The organism is Pseudomonas wadenswilerensis (genome assembly GCF_024749185.1).
GTDB lineage: Bacteria > Pseudomonadota > Gammaproteobacteria > Pseudomonadales > Pseudomonadaceae > Aquipseudomonas > Aquipseudomonas wadenswilerensis.
In genome coordinates this window covers 1210000-1231131 of record NZ_CP087191.1, presented here as the reverse complement: position 1 = coordinate 1231131, position 21132 = coordinate 1210000, and the positions used below count along the sequence as shown (strand labels likewise).

Genomic DNA, 21132 nt, shown 5'->3' with positions numbered 1-21132 from the left:
CACTCCTTGAGTTGCAATCATTACTTGCCGGCCCGCTTGAAGCGCGCCACTTCGATGAACAGGTCGGAGTTGGCCGGGTCGTCCAGGTAAGCCAGGACGCGCTCGGCCGGGCTGTCGATAAGAATGCCTTCGCCGTTGTCTTCCGGCACCTCGATGGTCCGGCCGCTGAGTTCTTTCTTCTGCACAGCCTGGTTGACCTGCTCGACGTCGAGGTTGTAGATCACCAGTTCCTTGTCGTCGAGCACTTCAAAGCCGCCAATCAGGAAGTTGCCACCCAGGCGCTTGGGCACACCGGCCGAGAGGTACCAGCGGTTGCCGTGCTGGGACACAGTGAAGGCGTACTCGTCGCGCTTCTTGTCCTTGCCGATGGCCACCGCCTTGTAGGCGTTGCCACCGCTGCGGCTGATCTGCAGGGTCAGCGGTTCACCCCAGGCGTCCTTGCTGGTCCATTTTCCGAGCAGAGCCTTGGGCGCGGGCTTGTTGGCCGGGATCGGCTCATTGAAGGTGACCAGACAACCGCCAAGCAGCAAGAACGACAATGCCAACAGCAGGGTTCTGGCTTTCATCAACCTCTCCTTGAAATAGGTTCGCGCCTTACACCGACGCCAATACCAGATGCAGGTACCGGGTAAGGATAGCGAGCATCGGCGCTTCAGCCTGGGCCTGTTCGCCGTCGAGCAGGCCCTGATATTCCATCTGCTCGATAATCGCCGTCAACACCAGAGCATCCTGTTGCGGCTGACGCGAGCCTACCACTTGCAGCATCTGTACGGCGCCGCGCAGAAGAATCTGCTCGTGCAGCTTGACCAGTTCGGCCAGGCGCGGGCACAACAGCGCCTCCTGGCGGAAGGCCTGCTCGGCCATGAGAAAGTCGCGGCGGTTGTGCAACTGGCGCTGTACATAGTCAGTGGTCATCTTCGCCACTTCATCGGCCAGGCGCGCCCGCCACTGCGGGCTGCCATCGCCCTGGGAGAGCAACTGGCGCAGCAGCACCTCGGTGTTCTCCCAGAGTTTGGCCATGTAGGCCGCACTGCGTTCCACGTACTGGGCGAAGGTGTCGGTGAGCAGGTCTTCGATGTCCTTGAAGTAATAGGTGGTCGCCGACAGCGGCACCCCGGCCTCGGCCGCCACCGCACGGTGACGCACGCCGCGCACGCCGTCACGCACGACAATGCGCATGGCCGCATCGAGGATCTGCTGACGGCGCTGCTCGCTGCCTTCACGGCTGGCTTTGCGGCCCTGGTACTGCACGCTTTCGGCCACCGCTGTAGCCACGCCGGCGGCGCCTTGTTGAGTCATAGCGGGAGTCACTGCTGGTCTACCCCAAACGTTGGATCCGATCGATGAATTTCTTGCAGGCATGAAAAAGCCGCCCCGGAAGGCGGCTTGTTCAGTTCGCTCAGGCCTGTGGGCGCATGTGCGGGAACAGGATCACATCGCGAATCGATGGTGAGTTGGTCAGCAGCATCACCAGGCGGTCGATGCCGATGCCTTCACCAGCGGTTGGCGGCATGCCGTATTCCAGGGCGCGGACGAAGTCGGCGTCGTAGTGCATGGCCTCGTCGTCACCAGCGTCCTTCTCGGCCACTTGGGCCATGAAGCGCTCGGCCTGGTCTTCGGCATCGTTGAGCTCGGAGTAGGCGTTGGCGATTTCGCGGCCACCGATGAACAGCTCGAAGCGGTCGGTGACGTTCGGGTTGTCGTCGTTGCGGCGGGCCAGCGGCGAGACCTCGAACGGGTACTGGGTGATGAAGTGCGGCTGCTCCAGCTTGTGCTCGACCAGTTCTTCGAAAATCATCACCTGCAGTTTGCCCAGGCCTTCGAAGCCCAGCACCTTGGCACCGGCTTTCTTGGCGATCTCGCGGGCCTTGTCGATGTCCTGCAGGTCGGCGGCGGTGAGTTCCGGGTTGTACTTGAGGATCGAGTCGAACACCGACAGGCGTACGAACGGCTCGCCGAAGTGGAACACCTTGTCGCCGTACGGCACGTCGGTGCTGCCCAGAACCAGCTGGGCCAGTTCGCGGAACAGCTCCTCGGTCAGGTCCATGTTGTCTTCGTAGTCGGCGTGGGCCTGGTAGAACTCGAGCATGGTGAACTCGGGGTTGTGCCGGGTCGATACGCCTTCGTTACGGAAGTTGCGGTTGATCTCGAAGACTTTCTCGAAACCACCCACCACCAGGCGCTTGAGGTACAGCTCCGGGGCGATACGCAGGAACATCTGCATGTCCAGGGCGTTGTGGTGGGTTTCGAACGGCTTGGCCGCGGCACCACCGGGAATGGTCTGCAGCATCGGCGTCTCGACTTCGAGGAAGTCGCGGGCCATCAGGAAGTTGCGGATGTGGGCGATGACCTGCGAGCGGACGCGGAAGGTGTGACGGGTTTCTTCGTTGACCATCAGGTCGACGTAGCGCTGGCGATAGCGCTGCTCGGTGTCGGTCAGGCCGTGGTGCTTGTCCGGCAGCGGGCGCAGCGACTTGGTCAGCAGGCGCACGCTGGTCATTTCGACGTACAGGTCGCCCTTGCCGGAACGCGCCAGGGTACCTTCGGCGGCGATGATGTCGCCCAGGTCCCAGGTCTTGACCGCGGCCAGGGTTTCTTCCGGCAGGGTCTTGCGATTGACGTAGACCTGGATGCGCCCGGTCATGTCCTGGATCACCATGAACGAGCCACGGTTGAGCATGATGCGCCCGGCAACCTTGACCGGAATCGCTGCAGCTTCCAGCTCTTCCTTGGTCTTGTCGACATACTGTTTCTGCAGGTCGTTGCAGTAGCTGTCACGGCGGAAGTCGTTGGGGAAGGCATTACCCTTGGCGCGCTCGGCAGCAAGTTTTTCCTTGCGCAGCGCGATCAGGTTGTTTTCTTCCTGTTGCAGGTCTTGCGGGTCGAGTTGTAAGTCGCTCATGTCGTCACATTTTCCATCACGGGTTCATTGTCCCTCGCCTTGGGCAAGGGATCGCGGGGCAAGCCCGCTCCTTCAGGGAGCAGGCCGGGGCCGCGCGGTTACAGCCCTTGCTTGAGGCTGGCTTCCAGGTATTCGTCGATATCGCCATCGAGCACCTTGTCGCAGTCGCTGCGCTCGATGTTGGTGCGCAGGTCCTTGATCCGCGAGGCGTCGAGCACATACGAACGGATCTGGTGACCCCAGCCGATGTCCGACTTGCTGTCTTCCAGGGCCTGGGAAGCGGCGTTGCGCTTCTGCATCTCCTGCTCGTACAACTTGGCCCGCAGCATTTTCATGGCGGTGTCCTTGTTGGCGTGCTGGGAACGTTCGTTCTGGCAGCTGACCACGGTGTTGCTCGGTACGTGGGTGATACGCACGGCCGAGTCGGTGGTGTTTACGTGCTGACCACCGGCGCCCGAGGAGCGGTAGGTGTCGATGCGCAGGTCGGCCGGGTTGATCTCGATCTCGACCTTGTCGTCGATCTCGGGCGAGACGAACACCGCCGAGAACGAGGTGTGGCGACGGGCGCCGGAGTCGAACGGGCTCTTGCGCACCAGGCGGTGCACGCCGATCTCGGTACGCAGCCAGCCAAAGGCGTACTCGCCCTTGATGTGCACGGTGGCACCCTTGATGCCGGCGACTTCACCCTCGGACAGCTCCATGATGGTGGCGTCGAAGCCACGCTTGGCGGCCCAGCGCAGGTACATGCGCAGGAGGATGTTGGCCCAGTCCTGGGCTTCGGTGCCGCCGGAACCGGCCTGGATATCCAGGTAGGCGTTGTTCATGTCCATCTCGCCGCTGAACATGCGACGGAACTCGAGCTTGGCCAGGGATTCTTCCAGGCCCTGGAGCACTTCGACAACGTCGTTGACGGCAGCTTCGTCGTTCTCTTCGACGGCCATGTCGAGCAGCTCGCGGGAGTCGACCAGGCCGCCGGACAATTCGTCCAGGGTATCGACGATCTGCGCCAGCATGGCGCGCTCGCGGCCCAGTTCCTGGGCGTACTCGGGCTTGTTCCAGACGTTCGGGTCTTCGAGCTCGCGGTTGACTTCGATCAGGCGGTCATGCTTGTGATCGTAGTCAAAGATACCCCCGAATGGACTCGGAGCGCTCGGTCAGGTCCTTGATGGTGTTCAGGATCGGTTGGATTTCCATGGGCGGGCAGCTCTCGTGCGTATTCTGTAGAAAAGCCGGAGAGTATAGCTGAGTTACAGCTTCAAGCGGCAAGCTACAAGCGACAAGAGGCCGGAGAAATGCCGGGCGCTGCGGTTTTTCTTGCTGCTTGAAACTTGCCGCTTGTGGCTGCTGTCAATCCACCCCAACCTGGTTGCGGCCATTGTTCTTGGCCAGGTACAGGCCCTTGTCCGCCGCCGAGATCAGCTGCCGGCAATGGCTGCCGATGCCCGGGGTCAGGGTCGCCAGGCCGATGCTCACGGTCAGGACCGAATCGGGGTTGGGCATGGTGTGGGCGATGTTCATGGACGCTACGGTCTGGCGCAGTTTTTCTGCGACCAGGCGCGCGCCGCCGGGCGAGGTGTTGGGCAGCACCAGGGCGAATTCCTCGCCGCCGTAACGGGCCGGCAGATCGCTGGGGCGGGCGCAGGAAGCACGTATGGCCTCGGCCACCTTGCGCAGCGCTTCATCCCCGGCCAAATGGCCGAAAGTGTCGTTGAACGACTTGAAGTAGTCGACATCGATCATCAGCAGCGACAACTGCGCCTGTTCACGCATGGCCCGGCGCCATTCCAGCTCCAGGTATTCGTCGAAATGGCGGCGGTTGGAAAGCCCGGTGAGGCCGTCGGAGTGCATCAAGCGCTGCAGCACCAGATTGGTGTCGAGCAGTTGCTGCTGGCTGACGCGCAGGGCCCGGTAGGCCTCGTCGCGTTGCAGCAAGGTCAGGTAGGAGCGCGAGTGGTAGCGGATGCGCGCCACCAGCTCGATGGTGTCCGGCAGTTTCACCAGGTAGTCGTTGGCTCCGGCGGCAAAGGCCGCGCTCTTGACCAGTGGGTCTTCCTTGGTCGACAGGACGATGATCGGGATGTCCTGGGTGGCCGGGTTGTTGCGGTATTCGCGCACCAGGGTCAGGCCGTCCAGGCCAGGCATGATCAGGTCCTGGAGGATTACCGTGGGCTTGATCTGCACCGCCTGGGCCACCGCCTGGTGCGGGTCGGCACAAAAGTGGAAGTCGATGTTCTCTTCGTGAGCCAGGCCACGCCGCACCGCTTCGCCGATCATTGCCTGATCGTCGACCAAGAGGACCATCGCCGAATTTTCATTCATGGTCGGAAAACCGTCGAGCGGTAAATCATTCATGCGCTGTCACCTGGTCACTGCCGGCCAGCCGGCGTGGCTCAATACATATCGTCATTTTGGAAAAATTTCCATCAATCGCGAGGCGATTCGCTCCAGCGGGCGAACCTCCACGGCGGCGTCTATCGCGGCGGCTGCCTTGGGCATGCCATACACCGCGCTGCTCTGCTGATCCTGGGCGATGGTCAAAAAGCCCTGTTGGCGCATCAGCTTCAAGCCCTGGGCGCCGTCGCGGCCCATGCCGGTGAGCAATACGCCGACCGCGTCGCCGCGCCAGTAGCGGGCCACGCTTTCAAAAAACACATCGATGGAGGGCCGGTAGATCTCGTTCACCGGCTCCGCGGTGTAGGCCAGGTTGCCGTTCTTGAGCAGGCGGATGTGGTGATTGGTCCCGGCCAGCAACACCTGCCCCGGCTGCGGCGGCTCGCCTTCGCTGGCCAGGCGCACCGCCAGCCCCGAGGCGCTGCTGAGCCACTCGGCCATGCCGGCGGCGAACACCTGGTCAACGTGCTGGACCAGCACAATGGCCGCCGGAAAGCTCGTTGGCAAGGCCTTGAGCAGCACCTCCAGCGCTGCCGGGCCACCGGCCGAGGAACCGATGGCAACCAGGCCCTGACGTTGGGCGGCCTCACGCACCGGTGCGGCCATGGCCCGGGTCGGGCTGCTACGCTGCTGGCCGATCAGCCAGCCAATATTGAGGATCTTGCGCAGCAGCGGCGCTGCCGCCTCACGCGGATCGCCAGCGCCCAGCGCCGGGGTGTCGACCACGTCGAGGGCGCCGTGGCCCATGGCCTCGAACACCCGGTGGACGTTCTGCTGCCGGTCGACCGTGACGATCACGATGGCACAAGGGGTTTCGGCCATGATCCGCCGGGTGGCCTCGATGCCATCCATGATCGGCATGATCAGGTCCATGAGAATCAGGTCCGGCAATTGCTCGGCGCACAGTTTGACCGCTTCGGCGCCATTGCTGGCGACCCAGATCACCTGATGGGCCGGTTCAAAGGCCAACGCCCGGCGCAAAGCCTCTACGGCCATGGGCATGTCGTTGACGATGGCGATTTTCATCCCTGCGCTCCCCCGATCAACTCGACGACAGCGTCGAGCAAGGCATCATCGTGAAAACTGGCCTTTGCCAAATAGTAGTCGGCCCCGGCGTCCAGTCCACGGCGACGATCTTCTTCGCGGTCTTTGTACGAGACCACCATCACCGGCAGCGATTGCAGGCGGCTGTCGCGGCGCAGCAGGGTGACCAGTTCGATACCGTCCATGCGCGGCATGTCGATATCGGTGATCAACAGGTCGAAATCCTCGCTGCGCAAGGCGTTCCAGCCGTCCATGCCGTCTACCGCGACGGCCACTTCATAGCCTTTATTGCTCAGTAGCTTGCGTTGCAGTTCGCGCACGGTCAGCGAGTCGTCGACCACCAGCACGCGCTTGCGCGCCGCCTCGCGCACACTGCGCTGACCGCGCTCGATGCGCTCCAGGCGGCCGGTGCTGAGGAGCTTTTCCACCGAGCGCAGCAGGTCTTCGACGTCAATGATCAGCACCACCGCACCGTCGTCGAGCAAGGCCCCGGCAGAAATATCCTGGACCTTGCCCAGGCGCGCATCCAGCGGCATCACCACCAGCACCCGCTCGCCGATCAGGCGTTCGACCGCCACGCCGTAGAGCATCTCGCGCTCGCGAATCACCACGACCTTGATGCTCTGCCCGTCCGCCTGACTTGGCGGGCGATTGAGCAGCTGGCTGGCCGAGACCAGGCCGATATGCCGGCCCTCGTGCCAGAAATGCTGGCGGCCTTCGATCTGCACGATGGCTTCGGCCGGCAGCTCCAGGGTGCGTTCGATATGCGCCAGGGGGAAAGCATAGGCTTCAGCGCCGACCTCGACCACCAGGCTGCGCACTACCGACAGGGTCAGCGGCACTTCGAGGTGGAAGCAACTGCCCTGGCCGCTGGTCTGGGTCAGCTCGATCGAGCCGCGCAGCTGGCGGACCATATGCTGCACCGCGTCCAGGCCGACACCGCGCCCCGACACTTCGGTCACCCGGTCGCGCAGGCTGAATCCGGGCAGGAAGAGGAAGGTCAGCAGCTCGGCTTCGCTCATCTGCTCCACAGTCTCGGCGGGCGACAGCTGGCGCTCGACAATGCTCTGGCGCAAGTGCGCCAGATCGACGCCGCCGCCATCGTCGCTGATCTCCAGCACCAGCAACCCGGCCTGATGCGAGGCACGCAGGCGGATCTGCCCTTCCATCGGCTTGCCGGCCAGCAGTCGTCGCTCCGGCAGTTCGATGCCGTGATCAACTGCATTGCGCAGCAGGTGGGTCAGCGGCGCTTCGAGTTTTTCCAGCACGTCGCGGTCGACCTGGGTCTTCTCACCTTCGATTTCCAGGCGCACCTGCTTGCCCAGCGAGCGGCCAAGATCACGGACCATTCGGCTTTGCCCGGTCAGCACATCGGCGAACGGGCGCATCCGGCAGGCCAGCGCGGTGTCGTAGAGAAGCTGCGCACGCTGGCTGGCCTGCCAACCGAATTCATCCAGGTCAGACGCCTGCTGCAAAAGGATCTGCTGGGTTTCCCCCAGCAAACGCTGGGCCAGGGCCAAGGCGTCCTGGACTTCCGGGCTCTGGCCAGTGCTTTCGAGTTGATGCTTGAGGCCATCCAGGGCACGGATACTCTGCCCGTGCATGCGCTTGAGGCGCTGCAGGGTGGCCAGGTAGGGCTTGAGCCGCTGGGTTTCGACCAGCGATTTGCTCGACAGGTCGAGCAGGCTGTTCAGGCGCTCGGCAGTAACCCGCAGAACCCGCTCGCCGCCTTCGCCTGCGCGTTTGCCGCTGCGCACGGGCGCCGCTTCGACTTCAGGCTCAGGGTCGGCGGCTATGGGGTCAACCGGCAGCGGCTCGGGCAGCTGCATCGGCGCAAACGCAGGTGCCGGTACGGCGCTCGGGTCGAGCAGCGCAGCCATTTGCACCAGAAACCCCTCGACCGCGGCGTCGATGCTGACATCACCGGGCGTGGCGATACGCATCAGCAGGTCAGTGCCCTGCAACAAGGCATCGATATGTTCCGGACGTAGCAGCAGCCGGCCTTCCTGAGCGCCGACCAGGCAGTCTTCCATCACATGGGCGACACTGACCCCGGCATCGACGCCGACAATCCGCGCCGCCCCCTTGAGTGAGTGAGCCGCACGCATGCAGGCTTCAAGCTGGTCGGCCTGAGTCGGGTTGCGCTCCAGCGCCAGCAGCCCGGCACTGAGCACCTGGGTCTGGGCTTCGGCCTCCAGGCTGAACAGCTCGAGCAACGAGGCGTCGCGCATTTGCTCTGGGGTCATGACAGGCTCCGGTTCACGGCAGACAGCACTTGGTCTTCATCCAGCACACGGACACTGCGCCCGCGCCATTGCAGCACCGCTGCGGTAAAACGGGTTTCGCCCTGCTCTGCCGTCAGGCGGCCGGGGTCCAGGCCATGGATACCATCCACTTCGTCGACCTGGACCACCACCGAGCCGCCCGCAGCGGCAATGATCAACATGCGCGGCATGACCCGCGCCGAGGTCGAGGCCGGCGCCTGGGATTCAAGGCCGAGCAGATCGCCCAGTGACAGGCACGGCACCAGCGCACCCCGTACATTGGCCACGCCATGCAGCACCCGCGAGCGCTGGTGCGGCAAGGAATGCACCTGCTGCAGCGGCGCGACTTCGACCAGGCAGCGGGTGGCCAGTGCCAACCACTCCTCGCCCAGGCGAAACAGCAACAACGAGCGGCCGCTGCTGGCTTGCTCAGGCGCCTCGCTCTGCTCGTGGGCTTCCTGGGACAGCGAGTAACGGTCCAGCAGGCGCGTCGCTGCTGCCGCATAGACCTCGCAATTGCGGCAGTGAATATGTTCGTCGAGCAGCTGGCAACTCTTGTCGCCATGCACACCGATACGGTTCCAGCAGTCGTCGATGCTGGCGGCGTCACTGGCGACCAGTTGCACGTCGTTTTCACCCATCATTGTTCAGACTCCCGGTCGGCGCGCCGTGCGGCCCGCTCCTGCAGGCGCCTGGCACCTGCGACATCACCTTGAGAAGCCAGCAACGCGGCCAGATGCACCAGCGCCTCCGGATGCTGGGGATCGAGGTACAACGCCTTGCGGTAGTGGCCCAGGGCATCGCTGCTGTCGCCAGCAGTGTCACTGAGCAGGCCCAGCCAGTAGAACACCTGGGCGCTGGGCGGGTACTGCTGCAAATAGCGGGCGCAGGCGGCCTGGGCCTGAGCGCTGCTGCCTGCATTGGCCAGTTGGGCGATCTGCGCCAGCAATTCGCCTGCCGACTCCGGCTCGGCGGGCCTGGCAGGCGGCGGGGCAATCGGCTTGATCCTGCGCACCACGGCAGGCGCCGGACGCGGCACGCTGGCCGCCGACACCGGCACCGTCAACGGCAAAGGAATGGCTAACGGCTTGCTCGGCGGCGCCGGCTCCATTTCAGCCTGGCGTACATAGGCGAACGACTGAGCTATGCCTACCGGGCGCATACCCATGCGCGCCAGCAAGCTGCCTTCGGCCGGGCCGATAAACAGCACGCCCTGCTCATGGATCAGACTTTTGAGCACCTCGAACACCCTCTGCTGGGTGGGTACGTCGAAGTAAATCAGCAGGTTGCGGCAGAAAACGAAATCGTAGCTGCCTTCTCGCGCCTTGAGCGCCGGATCCAGCACGTTGCCCGCCTGCAGCTTGACCTGCTGGCGGACCCGCTCGTCGAGGCTGTGGCCGTCACCGGTCTCGCTGAAATGCCGCTCACGAAAGTCCAGGTGCGAACCGCGGAACGAGTTGCGGCCATACAGCGCCTGTTCGGCACGGCTGATGGAATTGGGGCTGATGTCCATGGCGTCGACGCGAAAGCTGTGGCCAGCAATGCCGCCGTCGAGCAGGGCCATGGCGATCGAGTACGGCTCCTCGCCGGTGGAGCACGGCAGGCTGAGGATGCGCAGTGGGCGCAAGCCGCCCAGTTCGCTCAGACGCTTGCGCGCCAGGGTCACCAGGGCGTTGAAGGACTCCGGGTAGCGGAAGAACCAGGTTTCCGGGACGATCACCGCTTCAATCAGCGCCTGCTGCTCCTGGTTCGACTGCTGCAGCCGCAGCCAGTAGTCATCCAGGTCCCGGGCTTCCAGGGTCGCACAGCGCAGGCGCAAGGCGCGCTCGACCATTGGCGCGCCGACCGAAGCCACGTCCAGGCCGATGCGATCCTGCAAAAAGCGAAAGAACCGCTGTTCGCCACTCATGCCAGCCCCTCGCCACTTGCCGCAAGCTCAGGCGGGAACAACAACTGGCGCACCTCGGCGCTGAGCAAGTCCTGCACCCCGATTCGCTGCAGCAAACCCTGGGCATCCTCACGTACCGGCCCCAGGTAAGGCGCCTGCTGGTTGTCCAGGCCATAGGGCTGGAACTCGGCGGGGTCGCAACGCAGGGTATCGGTGGCCTGTTCGAGGATCAGCCCCAGCAGCAATTGCGGGCGCAAGGGGTCGACGCGGTAGTGCACCAGCACCAGGCGCGTGCTGGTGCGCACCGGCGCCGGCAGGCCGAAACTCAAGGCGCCGACGTCGATCACCGGCACCAGCGCACCGCGATGGGCGAGCACCCCGGCGACCCATGCCGGGGTCTGGGCGATCGGTTTGAGCGGCAGGCGCGGCAGCACTTCGGCGACCTCATGGGCGTCCAGGGCAAAGCGCTGGTCGCCGATGCGGAACACCAGGTACAGGGTGCCGTGGGAGGCCGCATCCTGATTGCGGCGAGGCTGAAGGTCGTTCATCGGCAGGTCAGACTTTGAACCGCGACACGCCGCCACGCAGGCCGGTGGCCACCTGGCTCAGTTCGTCGATGGCAAAGCTGGCCTGACGCAGCGACTCGACGGTCTGGCTGCTGGCATCGCCCAACTGCGCCAGGGCGTGGTTGATCTGTTCGGCACCGGTGGCCTGGGCCTGCATGCCTTCGTTGACCATCAGCACCCGCGGCGCCAGGGCCTGGACCTGATGAATGATCTGGGTCAGTTGCTCGCCAACCTGCTGCACCTCGAACATGCCGCGGCGCACTTCCTCGGAGAACTTGTCCATGCCCATGACCCCGGCCGACACCGCCGACTGGATCTCGCGAACCATCTGCTCGATGTCATAGGTAGCGACGGCGGTCTGGTCGGCCAGGCGCCGTACTTCGGTGGCGACCACGGCAAAACCACGGCCGTACTCACCGGCCTTTTCCGCCTCGATGGCGGCGTTGAGCGACAGCAGGTTGGTCTGGTCGGCGACCTTGACGATGGTCACCACCACCTGGTTGATGTTGCCGGCCTTCTCGTTGAGGATCGCCAGCTTGTTGTTGACCAGATCGGCCGCGCCCATCACCTGGTGCATGGTCTCTTCCATGCGCGCCAGGCCCTGCTGGCCGGAGCCTGCGAGGATCGAGGCCTGGTCGGCGGCCGAGGTAACTTCGGTCATGGTCCGCACCAGGTCGCGGGAAGTCGCGGCGATTTCCCGCGAAGTTGCGCCAATTTCGGTGGTAGTGGCAGCGGTTTCGGTGGCGGTCGCCTGTTGCTGCTTGGAGGTGGCGGCGATTTCGGTCACCGAGGTGGTCACCTGCACCGACGAGCGCTGGGCCTGGGACACCAGGTTGGTCAGTTCGCCCATCATCTCGTTGAAGCCGCTTTCCACCGCGCCGAACTCGTCCTTGCGGTCCAGGTTCAGGCGCACGCTGAGGTCGCCGCCGCTGAGTTTGTCCAGGGCATGGACGATACGCTGCATCGGTGCGGTGATGGCACGCATCAGCACCAGCCCGCAGAGGGTCGCGGCTACAATGGCCAGCAGCAGCGAAACGATCATGCTGAACTTGGCCGTGGCCACGGCACTGACGATGGAGTCGGTGGCGCTCTCGGCGGAAAGACGATTGCGCTCGATCACCCCGTTCAGGTGCTTGCGGCCATTGACCCAGGCCGGGGTCAACACCTCGGCGAGCAGGCGCTGGGCTTCGGGGTAATCTTTCTTGCGATAGGCCCCCAGCACGGTATCCACTGCTTTGAGGTAATCGGCCTCAAGCTGGCCGAACTGGTCAAAGCTGGTCTGATCGTCCTTCTCGCGAATGGTCGACTGGTAGCTGGCCATGTGCTGCTTGAGGCGCTCTTCAAAGCCCTTGTACAGCTCCATGTCGGCCGAGGTGATCTCGCGATGGTCGCTCAGGCCCACCAGCTGCTGGGTCAGCACATAGCTGTCGACCCAGGCGCTGCGGATCATGGAGCTGTAGTAGACCCCGGGGATGCTATCGGTTCGCACCGCTTCTTCACCGGACTCTATGGCCACCAGTCGCGAATAGGCGGCGACCACCATCAGCGACATGATGGCGATAATCACGGCGAAGCTCGCCAGGATCCGTTGGCGCAAGGTCCAGTTTTTCACAGTCAGCCCTCAAGTGTTCTACGCGAGCAGGAAAAATGGGCAGAGTATAGCCCAGCGGCTGCGCGCTTTTGAGGCTGACTTAAAAGCTGGATCGGGCCAAACGGGCTAGATACTGGCCATTAGCCCGATTTCATTGACTGGCGGCAAGTTTCACCTGGTTTTCCAGCTCGCTCTTGAGTGCAGGATCGAGCTTGAGCTGGCGCGCCAGTTCATCCAGGTAGGCACGCTCCATGAAATGCTCCTCGTCCACCAGCATGACGCTGGCGATATACATCTCGGCGGCCATTTCCGGGGTGCTGGCGGCGCGGGCGACATCGGCCGGGTCCAGCGGTTTGTTCAGTTCGGCGTGCAGCCAGTGTTGCAGCTCCTGGTCGCTGGACAGCTTGACGAACTCGCCTTCGATCAGCGCCCGCTCGCGCTCATCGACGTGGCCATCGGACTTGGCCGCCGCCACCAGCGCCTTGAGGATCGCCTGGCTGTGCTGCTCGACCTGGGCCGGCGGCAGGCGGTCAAGCGTTTGTGGCTCGCCCTGCACGGCAGCCCCCTGCTTGGCCTGCCAGTTGCCGTAGGCCTTGTAGGCGATGACCCCAAGGGCAGCCAGGCCACCATAGGTCAGGGCCTTGCCGCCGTACTTGCGGGCCTTCTTGTTACCCAGCAGCAAACCCATCGCACCTGCCGCCAGGGCACCGCCGCCAGCACCGGAGAGCAGGCTGCCAAGGCCACCGCCGCCCTTGCCGCCAAGCAGGTCGCCAAGACCGCCGGTTTTGCCGGCGGAGCCTTTGCCGGCCTGGTTCTGCAACAGGTCCTGGCCGGATTTGAGCAGTTGATCGAGCAAGCCACGGGTGTTCATTGGGCATCTCCATGGAGAGGAAAGAAAGCCGAAGAGTACTGCCCCAGGCTGAAGTGAAGCTGAATGCATTTGCTTCCAGATGTTGCCCAGAACCGGGCCACGCTGGACCCACGCAACAGCAACTACGCTTAAACCAGCTATACCTGCACTTTCACTGCCCCGACATAATTTGAACAAGAGGGAACACCATGTTCGTGCACAAGACCGCCACGCTCTGCGCCCTGAGCACCGCCCTGCTGGCCAGCGCCAGCCTGCAGGCCGCCGAACCCTTGAAAGCCGTGGGCGCCGGCGAAGGCCAGCTGGATATCGTTGCCTGGCCGGGTTACATCGAGCGCGGTGAAAGCGACAAGGCCTACGACTGGGTGACCGGCTTCGAGAAGGAAACCGGTTGCAAGGTCAGCGTCAAGACCGCCGCCACCTCCGACGAGATGGTCAGCCTGATGACCAAGGGCGGTTACGACCTGGTCACCGCCTCCGGCGATGCCTCGCTGCGGCTGATCGCCGGCAAGCGCGTACAGCCGATCAACACTGCGCTGATTCCCAACTGGAAGAACCTCGACCCACGGCTCAAGGACGGTGCCTGGTACGTGGTCAACAAGCAGGTGTACGGCACGCCCTACCAGTGGGGCCCGAACGTGCTGCTGTACAACACCAACGTGTTCAAGCAGGCGCCCACCAGTTGGGGCGTGGTCTTCGAGCCCCAGGACCTGCCGGACGGCAAGCCGAACAAGGGCCGGGTCCAGGCCTACGACGGGCCGATCTACATCGCCGATGCCGCGCTGTACCTGAAATCGACCAAGCCCGAACTCGGCATTCAGAACCCCTATGAACTGAATGAAGCCCAGTACAAGGCGGTGCTCGACCTGCTGCGCCAGCAACAGCCGCTGATCCACCGCTACTGGCATGACGCCACGGTGCAGATGAGTGACGTCAAGAACGAAGGCGTGGTCGCCTCCAGCTCCTGGGGCTACATGGTCAATGGCCTGCAAGCCGACAAGCAGCCGGTGGCTTCGACCATCCCCAAGGAAGGCGCCACTGGCTGGGCCGACACCACCATGCTGCACAGCGAGGCCAAGCACCCCAACTGCGCCTACAAGTGGATGGACTGGTCGCTGCAGCCCAGGGTCCAGGGCGACGTGGCGGCCTGGTTCGGTTCGTTGCCGGCGGTACCGGCGGCCTGCACCGGCAGCGAATTGCTCGGCGCCGAAGGCTGCAAGACCAATGGTTTCGACCAGTTCGACAAGATCGCCTTCTGGAAAACCCCGCAGGCTGAAGGGGGCAAGTTCGTGCCGTATAGCCGCTGGACCCAGGACTATATTGCGATCATGGGGGGCCGCTAGGGCCCTATCGCGGGGCAAGCCCGCTCCCACCTCAAGACGCGGGCTTGCTCCCATTTGCTGGAGCTTCGCACCATGACCCTTGCAGTGCAGTTCACCAATGTCTCGCGGGCCTTTGGCGAGGTCAGGGCCGTTGACCAGGTGTCGATCGACATCCACGACGGCGAGTTCTTCTCGATGCTCGGCCCCTCGGGCTCGGGCAAGACCACCTGCCTGCGCCTGATCGCCGGCTTCGAGCAACCCAGTGCCGGTTCGATCCGCATTCACGGCGAAGAGGCTGCGGGCCTGCCGCCCTACCAGCGCGACGTCAACACAGTGTTCCAGGATTACGCCCTGTTCCCGCACATGAACGTGCGCGACAACGTCGCCTATGGCCTGAAGGTCAAGGGCGTGGCCAAGGCCGAGCGCTACACCCGCGCCGAAGAAGCCCTGGCCATGGTCGCACTGGGCGGATATGGCCAGCGCAAGCCGGTACAGCTCTCCGGCGGCCAGCGCCAGCGCGTGGCCCTGGCCCGGGCCCTGGTCAACCGCCCACGGGTGCTGCTGCTGGATGAACCACTGGGGGCGCTGGACCTGAAACTGCGCGAGCAGATGCAGGGCGAGTTGAAGAAGCTGCAACGCCAGCTGGGCATTACCTTCATCTTCGTTACCCACGACCAGACCGAGGCGCTGTCGATGTCGGACCGGGTCGCGGTGTTCAACCGTGGTCGCATCGAGCAGGTCGACCCCCCGCGCAACCTGTACATGAAGCCGGCGACGACCTTTGTCGCCGAGTTCGTCGGTACCTCGAACGTGCTGCGCGGCGAACTGGCACAGCAGCTCAATGGCAGCCAGCTGCCCTTCTCGATTCGCCCGGAACATATCCGCCTTGGCGACCAGCCGGCCGCCAGCAACGAAATCCAGGTCAGCGGCCTGCTCCACGACATCCAGTACCAGGGCAGCGCCACCCGCTACGAGCTGCAGCTGGACAACGGCCAACTACTCAGTATCAGCCAGGCCAACAACCAGTGGCAGGAACACACCGTGCCCTGGCAGCCCGGCCAACGCCTGCAGGCGCGCTGGGCCCGCGAGGCGATGACCGCGCTGCAGGAAATCGTGCCCGACGAGGGCCGCTGAGATGAGCCTGACCGTGGAAAAAGCCGCGCCGGCCCCCATGCGGCGTTTCTCCAACCTGCTCTACCGGCGACCGAACCTGTACCTGGCGCTACTGTTGATACCGCCGCTGATCTGGTTCGGTGCAATCTACCTCGGCTCGTTGCTGAGTTTGCTGTGGCAGGGCTTCTACACCTTCGACGACTTCACCATGGCGGTCACCCCGGAGCTGACCCTGGCCAACTTCGCCGCGCTGTTCAACCCGTCGAACTTCGACATCATCCTGCGTACCCTGGGCATGGCCATCGCCGTGTCGATCGCCAGTGCCACCCTGGCCTTCCCGATCGCCTACTACATGGCGCGCTACACCAGCGGCAAGACCAAGGCGTTCTTCTATATCGCGGTGATGATGCCGATGTGGGCCAGCTACATCGTCAAGGCCTATGCCTGGACCTTGCTGCTGGCCAAGGGCGGCGTGGCCCAGTGGTTCGTCCAGCAACTGAACCTGGGGCCAGTGCTGCAGTTCATCCTCGGTATTCCGGGGGTGGGCGGCAGCACCCTGTCGACCTCGCACCTGGGGCGTTTTCTGGTGTTCGTGTACATCTGGCTGCCGTTCATGATCCTGCCGATCCAGGCCTCGCTGGAGCGCCTGCCGCCGTCATTGCTGCAAGCCTCGGCGGACCTTGGCGCCAGGCCGTGGCAGACCTTCACGCAGGTGATCCTGCCGCTCTCGGTACCGGGCATCGCCGCAGGCTCCATCTTCACCTTTTCGCTGACACTGGGCGACTTCATCGTCCCGCAACTGGTCGGCCCGCCCGGCTACTTCATCGGCAGCATGGTCTACGCCCAGCAGGGCGCCATCGGCAACATGCCCATGGCCGCCGCCTTTACCCTGGTGCCAATCGTGCTGATCGCCGTGTACCTGTCCATCGTCAAACGCCTGGGAGCCTTCGATGCACTCTGAACGCGCCTCGATCGGCCTGCGCCTGGCGGCCTGGGGCGGGCTGGTGTTCCTGCACTTCCCGATCCTGATCATCTTCCTCTATGCCTTCAACACCGAGGACGCCGCCTTCAGCTTTCCGCCCCAGGGCTTCACCCTGAAGTGGTTCAGCGTGGCCTTCTCGCGCCCGGATGTGCTGGAGTCGATCACGCTGTCGCTGCAGGTCGCCTGCCTGGCCACGCTGCTCGCCCTGGTGCTCGGCACCCTGGCCTCGGCGGCGCTGTACCGGCGCAGTTTTTTCGGCAAAGAGAGCATTTCGCTGATGCTGATACTGCCCATCGCCCTGCCCGGGATCATCACCGGCATCGCCCTGCTCTCGGCGTTCAAGACCCTAGGCATAGAGCCCGGTATTTTCACCATCGTCGTCGGCCACGCCACCTTCTGCGTGGTGATCGTCTACAACAACGTCATCGCCCGCCTGCGGCGTACCTCGCAGAGCCTGATCGAGGCGTCGATGGATCTCGGGGCCGACGGCTGGCAGACCTTTCGCTACATCGTTCTGCCCAACCTCGGCTCGGCTCTATTGGCCGGCGGCATGCTGGCCTTTGCCTTGTCGTTCGACGAAATCATCGTCACCACCTTCACCGCTGGCCACGAACGCACCCTGCCGATCTGGCTGCTCAACCAGTTGAGCCGGCCGCGCGATGTGCCGGTTACCAACGTGGTGGCCATGCTGGTGATGCTGGTGACCATGCTGCCGATCCTCGGCGCCTACTACCTGACCCGCGGCGGCGAAAGCGTTGCCGGCAGCGGCAAATAACTCCTGGAGGACTGGAACCATGCAAACCCGACTGTTGATCAACGGCCAACTGGTTGAAGGCGAAGGCGCAGGCTACGCAGTGCTCAACCCGGCGCTGGGCACTGTGCTGGTGGAGGTCAATGAAGCCAGCGAAGCCCAGGTCGACGCCGCCGTGCGCGCCGCCGACCGCGCCTTCGAGAGCTGGTCGCAGACCACGCCCAAGGACCGCTCGCGGTTGCTGCTCAAACTCGCGGACACTATCGAGGCCCACGGCGAGGAACTGGCGCGGCTGGAATCGGACAACTGCGGCAAGCCCTATGCCGCCGCGCTCAACGACGAGATCCCGGCCATCGCCGACGTGTTTCGTTTTTTCGCCGGTGCCACCCGCTGCCTGGGCGGCTCGGCCGCAGGTGAGTACCTGCCGGGACATACCTCGATGGTGCGCCGCGACCCGCTGGGCGTGGTCGCCTCGATCGCACCGTGGAACTACCCGCTGATGATGGTGGCCTGGAAGATTGCCCCGGCCCTGGCCGCCGGCAACACCGTGGTGCTCAAGCCGTCGGAGCAGACGCCGCTGACGGCCTTGCGCCTGGCGGAACTGGCCAGCGAAATATTCCCGGCCGGCGTGCTGAATATCCTCTTCGGCCGCGGCCCGAGTGTCGGCACGCCGCTGGTGAGCCACCCGAAAGTGCGCATGGTGTCGCTGACCGGCTCGATCGCAACCGGCGCCAACATCATCGCCAGCACCGCCGACAGCGTCAAACGCATGCACATGGAGCTGGGCGGCAAGGCACCGGTGATCATTTTCGATGATGCCGATATCGACGCCGCGGTCGACGGCATCCGCACCTTCGGCTTCTATAATGCCGGCCAGGACTGCACCGCCGCTTGCCGTATCTATGCCCAGAGCGGCATCTACGAGCAGTTCGTCGAAAAACTCGGCAAGGCCGTCGCCAGTATCAAGCATGGTCTGCAGAACGACCCGGACACCGAGCTCGGCCCACTGATCACCGCCCAGCACCGCGACCGGGTAGCGGCCATGGTCGAACGGGCGCTTGCCCAACCGCATATCCGCCTGATAACCGGTGGCAAGGCGGTGGCCGGTGACGGTTTCTTCTTTGAACCGACGGTGCTCGCCGATGCCCAGCAGGATGACGAGATCGTCCGCCGCGAGGTGTTCGGGCCGGTGGTCTCGGTGACCCGCTTTGAGGATGAAGAGCAGGCCCTGGCCTGGGCCAACGATTCGGACTACGGCCTGGCGTCATCGCTGTGGACCGCTGACGTCGGCCGTGCCCATCGCGTCTCGGCGCGCCTGCAGTACGGCTGTACCTGGGTCAACACGCACTTTATGCTGGTCAGCGAAATGCCCCATGGCGGTCAGAAACTGTCCGGCTATGGCAAGGATATGTCCATGTACGGGCTGGAGGACTACACCTGCGTCCGGCATGTGATGTTCAAACATTAAGGTAAGGACACCCATGGAAATCACCCGACGCGACTTCATCAACGGAGTCGCCATCGGCGTTGCAGCGGGCCTGACCCCGCTGCAACTGCTTCAGGCTGCCCCCGGCGGGCGCTACTACCCACCGGCCCTGACCGGTTTGCGCGGCAGTCATCCCGGCGCTTTCGACGTTGCGCACCAGATGGGCTGGGAGAAAAAAACCTTCGTCACCGACGCCCTGCCGATCAGCGAAGAGTATGACCTGGTGGTGGTCGGCGGCGGCATCAGCGGCCTGTCGGCAGCGTTCTTCTACCGCGAGAAACACCCGGCTGCGAAGATTCTGATCCTCGAGAACCACGACGACTTCGGCGGCCATGCCAAGCGCAACGAGTTCAGCGCCGGCGGGCGGATGATCCTCGGCTACGGCGGCAGCGAAGCCTTCCAGTCGCCCAATCACCTGTACAGCAAAGAGGTCAACGGCCTGCTGAAAAAGCTCGGGGTGGACATCAAGCGTTTCGAGACCGCCTTTGACCGCAGCTTCTATCCCGACCTGGGCCTGTCGCGCGCAGTGTTCTTCGACCAGGAGACCTTCGGCGAAGACAAGCTGGTCAGCGGCGACCCGACGCCGATGGTCGGCGATGACATCGCCCCTACGCAGCTCAACGCCCGTTCGATCGGCGATTTCATCAACGATTTCCCCCTGCCCGAAAGCGACCGCAAGGCCCTGATCGACCTGCACCAGGCCCCCAGGGATTACCTGGCCGGTAAGTCGCTGGAAGACAAGACCGCGTACCTCGAGCGCACCAGCTACCGTGATTTCCTGCTCAAGGACGTCGGCCTGTCGGCCAAGGCGGTCAAGTACTTTCAGGGCCGTACCAATGATTTCATGGCCCTGAGCATCGATACCGTGGCCGCTGCCGACGCCTACTATGTCGGCTTCCCCGGTTTTGCCGCGATGAACCTGGAGCCGGTCAGCGAGGAAGCCAAGGCGGAGATGGAAGAGCCCTACATCTACCACTTCCCCGACGGCAACGCGTCGCTGGCGCGCCTGCTGGTGCGCAGCCTGATACCGACGGTGGCGCCGGGCCAGAACATGGAGGACATCGTCCTCGCCAATTTCGACTACAGCCAGCTCGACCGCGCCGGGCAGCCGGTGCGCCTGCGTCTGAACAGCACGGCGGTCAGCGTGCGCAACGTCGACGGAGGCGTCAATGTCGGCTACAGCCGCGCCGGGCAACTGGCCCAGGTGCGCGGCAAGCACTGCATCCTGGCCTGCTACAACATGATGATCCCCTACCTGCTGCGCGACCTGTCGGCCGAACAGGCCCATGCCCTGAGCCAGAACGTCAAGTTTCCGCTGGTGTACACCAAGGTCATCGTGCGCAACTGGCAGGCGTTCCAGAAGCTTGGCGTGCACGAGATCTACGCCGCCACCCAACCCTACAGCCGGATCAAGCTCGACTACCCGGTGAGCCTCGGCGGCTACGAGCATCCACGCGACCCGGCGCAGCCCATCGGCCTGCACCTGGTCTACGTGCCGACCAGCCCCGACAGCGGCATGAACAGCCGCGACCAGGCCCGTGCCGGACGCGGGCGCCTGTATGGCACTTCATTCGAAGTGCTGGAAAGCCAGCTGCGCGAACAGTTGCAACGCATGCTTGGCCCCGGCGGCTTTGACCACGACAAGGACATCCTGGCGATCACCGTCAACCGCTGGCCCCACGGCTACGCCTGCTTCAGCAACACCCTCTACGACGATCCCGAGCAGACCGAAAAGTGGATAGCACTGGCGCGCCAACCCGTGGGCAAGGTCAGCATCGCCAACTCGGACGCGGCCTGGAGCGCCTATGCCCATGCGGCGATTGATGAGGCGTGGCGGGCGGTGGGGGAATTGGCTTAATTCCGCGGCGCCTGCATCGCGGGGCAAGCCCGCTCCCACAAGATCTCCATCATCCTTGATAAACCCACCCTGAGAGCGGCGCCAAACCTGTGGGAGCGGGCCTTGC

The 21132-nt window shown here is 64.1% G+C and carries 18 protein-coding genes; 6 read left to right on the top strand and 12 right to left on the bottom strand.

Translation table 11 applies throughout. The features are described 5' to 3' along the window. Window positions 1–20: 20 nt before the first annotated feature. The 12 genes from LOY45_RS05580 to LOY45_RS05525 all read right to left on the bottom strand — a co-directional run bounded on the left by LOY45_RS05580 (window position 21) and on the right by LOY45_RS05525 (window position 13517). Window positions 21–566: a hypothetical protein gene (locus LOY45_RS05580; RefSeq protein WP_115088421.1), complete on the bottom strand. Its 546-nt coding sequence runs from the start codon at window positions 564–566 to the stop codon at window positions 21–23. A 28-nt stretch (window positions 567–594) separates the two neighbouring features. After that, the gene (locus LOY45_RS05575) at window positions 595–1299 is read right to left on the bottom strand and encodes a TetR/AcrR family transcriptional regulator (protein ID WP_115088422.1); all 705 of its coding nucleotides are present in this window, start codon (window positions 1297–1299) and stop codon (window positions 595–597) included. 100 nt (window positions 1300–1399) lie between these two features. Further along, on the bottom strand, window positions 1400–2902 hold the full coding sequence (gene lysS / locus LOY45_RS05570; RefSeq protein ID WP_115088423.1) for a lysine--tRNA ligase: 1503 nt from the start codon (window positions 2900–2902) through the stop codon (window positions 1400–1402). A 98-nt stretch (window positions 2903–3000) separates the two neighbouring features. Beyond that, window positions 3001–4096 (bottom strand): peptide chain release factor 2 gene (gene prfB, locus LOY45_RS05565; RefSeq protein ID WP_115088424.1). Its coding sequence is split into 2 segments (ribosomal slippage): window positions 3001–4023 and window positions 4025–4096, totalling 1095 coding nucleotides; the frame shifts between segments, so codons are not numbered across the junction. A 153-nt stretch (window positions 4097–4249) separates the two neighbouring features. Further along, a complete protein-coding gene (locus tag LOY45_RS05560) occupies window positions 4250–5254 on the bottom strand; it encodes a response regulator (protein ID WP_115088425.1) in 1005 nt (334 codons plus the stop codon). A 51-nt stretch (window positions 5255–5305) separates the two neighbouring features. Continuing rightward, window positions 5306–6319: a chemotaxis response regulator protein-glutamate methylesterase gene (gene cheB / locus LOY45_RS05555; protein ID WP_115088426.1), complete on the bottom strand. Its 1014-nt coding sequence runs from the start codon at window positions 6317–6319 to the stop codon at window positions 5306–5308. Next, complete coding sequence (locus LOY45_RS05550; protein WP_258578848.1) at window positions 6316–8583, bottom strand: hybrid sensor histidine kinase/response regulator; 2268 nt, start codon at window positions 8581–8583, stop codon at window positions 6316–6318. The genes cheB and LOY45_RS05550 overlap by 4 nt, the downstream gene beginning before the upstream one ends. Then, complete coding sequence (locus LOY45_RS05545; protein ID WP_115088428.1) at window positions 8580–9245, bottom strand: chemotaxis protein CheW; 666 nt, start codon at window positions 9243–9245, stop codon at window positions 8580–8582. The genes LOY45_RS05550 and LOY45_RS05545 overlap by 4 nt, the downstream gene beginning before the upstream one ends. Continuing rightward, window positions 9242–10510 carry a CheR family methyltransferase gene (locus LOY45_RS05540; protein WP_115088429.1) on the bottom strand — a complete coding sequence of 423 codons (1269 nt, stop codon included), beginning with the start codon at window positions 10508–10510 and terminating at the stop codon, window positions 9242–9244. The genes LOY45_RS05545 and LOY45_RS05540 overlap by 4 nt, the downstream gene beginning before the upstream one ends. Further along, window positions 10507–11037 carry a chemotaxis protein CheW gene (locus tag LOY45_RS05535; RefSeq protein ID WP_134064039.1) on the bottom strand — a complete coding sequence of 177 codons (531 nt, stop codon included), beginning with the start codon at window positions 11035–11037 and terminating at the stop codon, window positions 10507–10509. Before LOY45_RS05535 ends, LOY45_RS05540 begins: the two co-directional genes overlap by 4 nt. A gap of 7 nt (window positions 11038–11044) precedes the next feature. Beyond that, complete coding sequence (locus LOY45_RS05530; RefSeq protein ID WP_115088431.1) at window positions 11045–12667, bottom strand: methyl-accepting chemotaxis protein; 1623 nt, start codon at window positions 12665–12667, stop codon at window positions 11045–11047. A gap of 130 nt (window positions 12668–12797) precedes the next feature. Next, window positions 12798–13517, bottom strand: coding sequence for a tellurite resistance TerB family protein (locus LOY45_RS05525; protein ID WP_134064043.1), 720 nt, complete (start codon window positions 13515–13517; stop codon window positions 12798–12800). 188 nt (window positions 13518–13705) lie between these two features. On the opposite strand from LOY45_RS05525, the gene ydcS reads away from it, so the two are divergent. From ydcS to LOY45_RS05495, 6 genes are all read left to right on the top strand, one after another. Beyond that, window positions 13706–14857 carry a putative ABC transporter substrate-binding protein YdcS gene (gene ydcS / locus LOY45_RS05520; RefSeq protein WP_134064045.1) on the top strand — a complete coding sequence of 384 codons (1152 nt, stop codon included), beginning with the start codon at window positions 13706–13708 and terminating at the stop codon, window positions 14855–14857. 72 nt (window positions 14858–14929) lie between these two features. Next, on the top strand, window positions 14930–15970 hold the full coding sequence (locus LOY45_RS05515) for an ABC transporter ATP-binding protein (protein WP_258578847.1): 1041 nt from the start codon (window positions 14930–14932) through the stop codon (window positions 15968–15970). 1 nt (window position 15971) lies between these two features. Next, complete coding sequence (locus LOY45_RS05510) at window positions 15972–16910, top strand: ABC transporter permease (RefSeq protein WP_115088435.1); 939 nt, start codon at window positions 15972–15974, stop codon at window positions 16908–16910. After that, window positions 16900–17706 (top strand): ABC transporter permease, encoded by an 807-nt coding sequence (locus LOY45_RS05505; protein ID WP_115088436.1) that lies wholly within the window; start codon window positions 16900–16902, stop codon window positions 17704–17706. Before LOY45_RS05510 ends, LOY45_RS05505 begins: the two co-directional genes overlap by 11 nt. A gap of 19 nt (window positions 17707–17725) precedes the next feature. After that, window positions 17726–19150, top strand: coding sequence for a gamma-aminobutyraldehyde dehydrogenase (locus LOY45_RS05500; RefSeq protein WP_115088437.1), 1425 nt, complete (start codon window positions 17726–17728; stop codon window positions 19148–19150). A gap of 13 nt (window positions 19151–19163) precedes the next feature. Then, the gene (locus tag LOY45_RS05495) at window positions 19164–21026 is read left to right on the top strand and encodes an NAD(P)-binding protein (RefSeq protein WP_258578846.1); all 1863 of its coding nucleotides are present in this window, start codon (window positions 19164–19166) and stop codon (window positions 21024–21026) included. The last annotated feature ends 106 nt before the right edge of the window (window positions 21027–21132 follow it).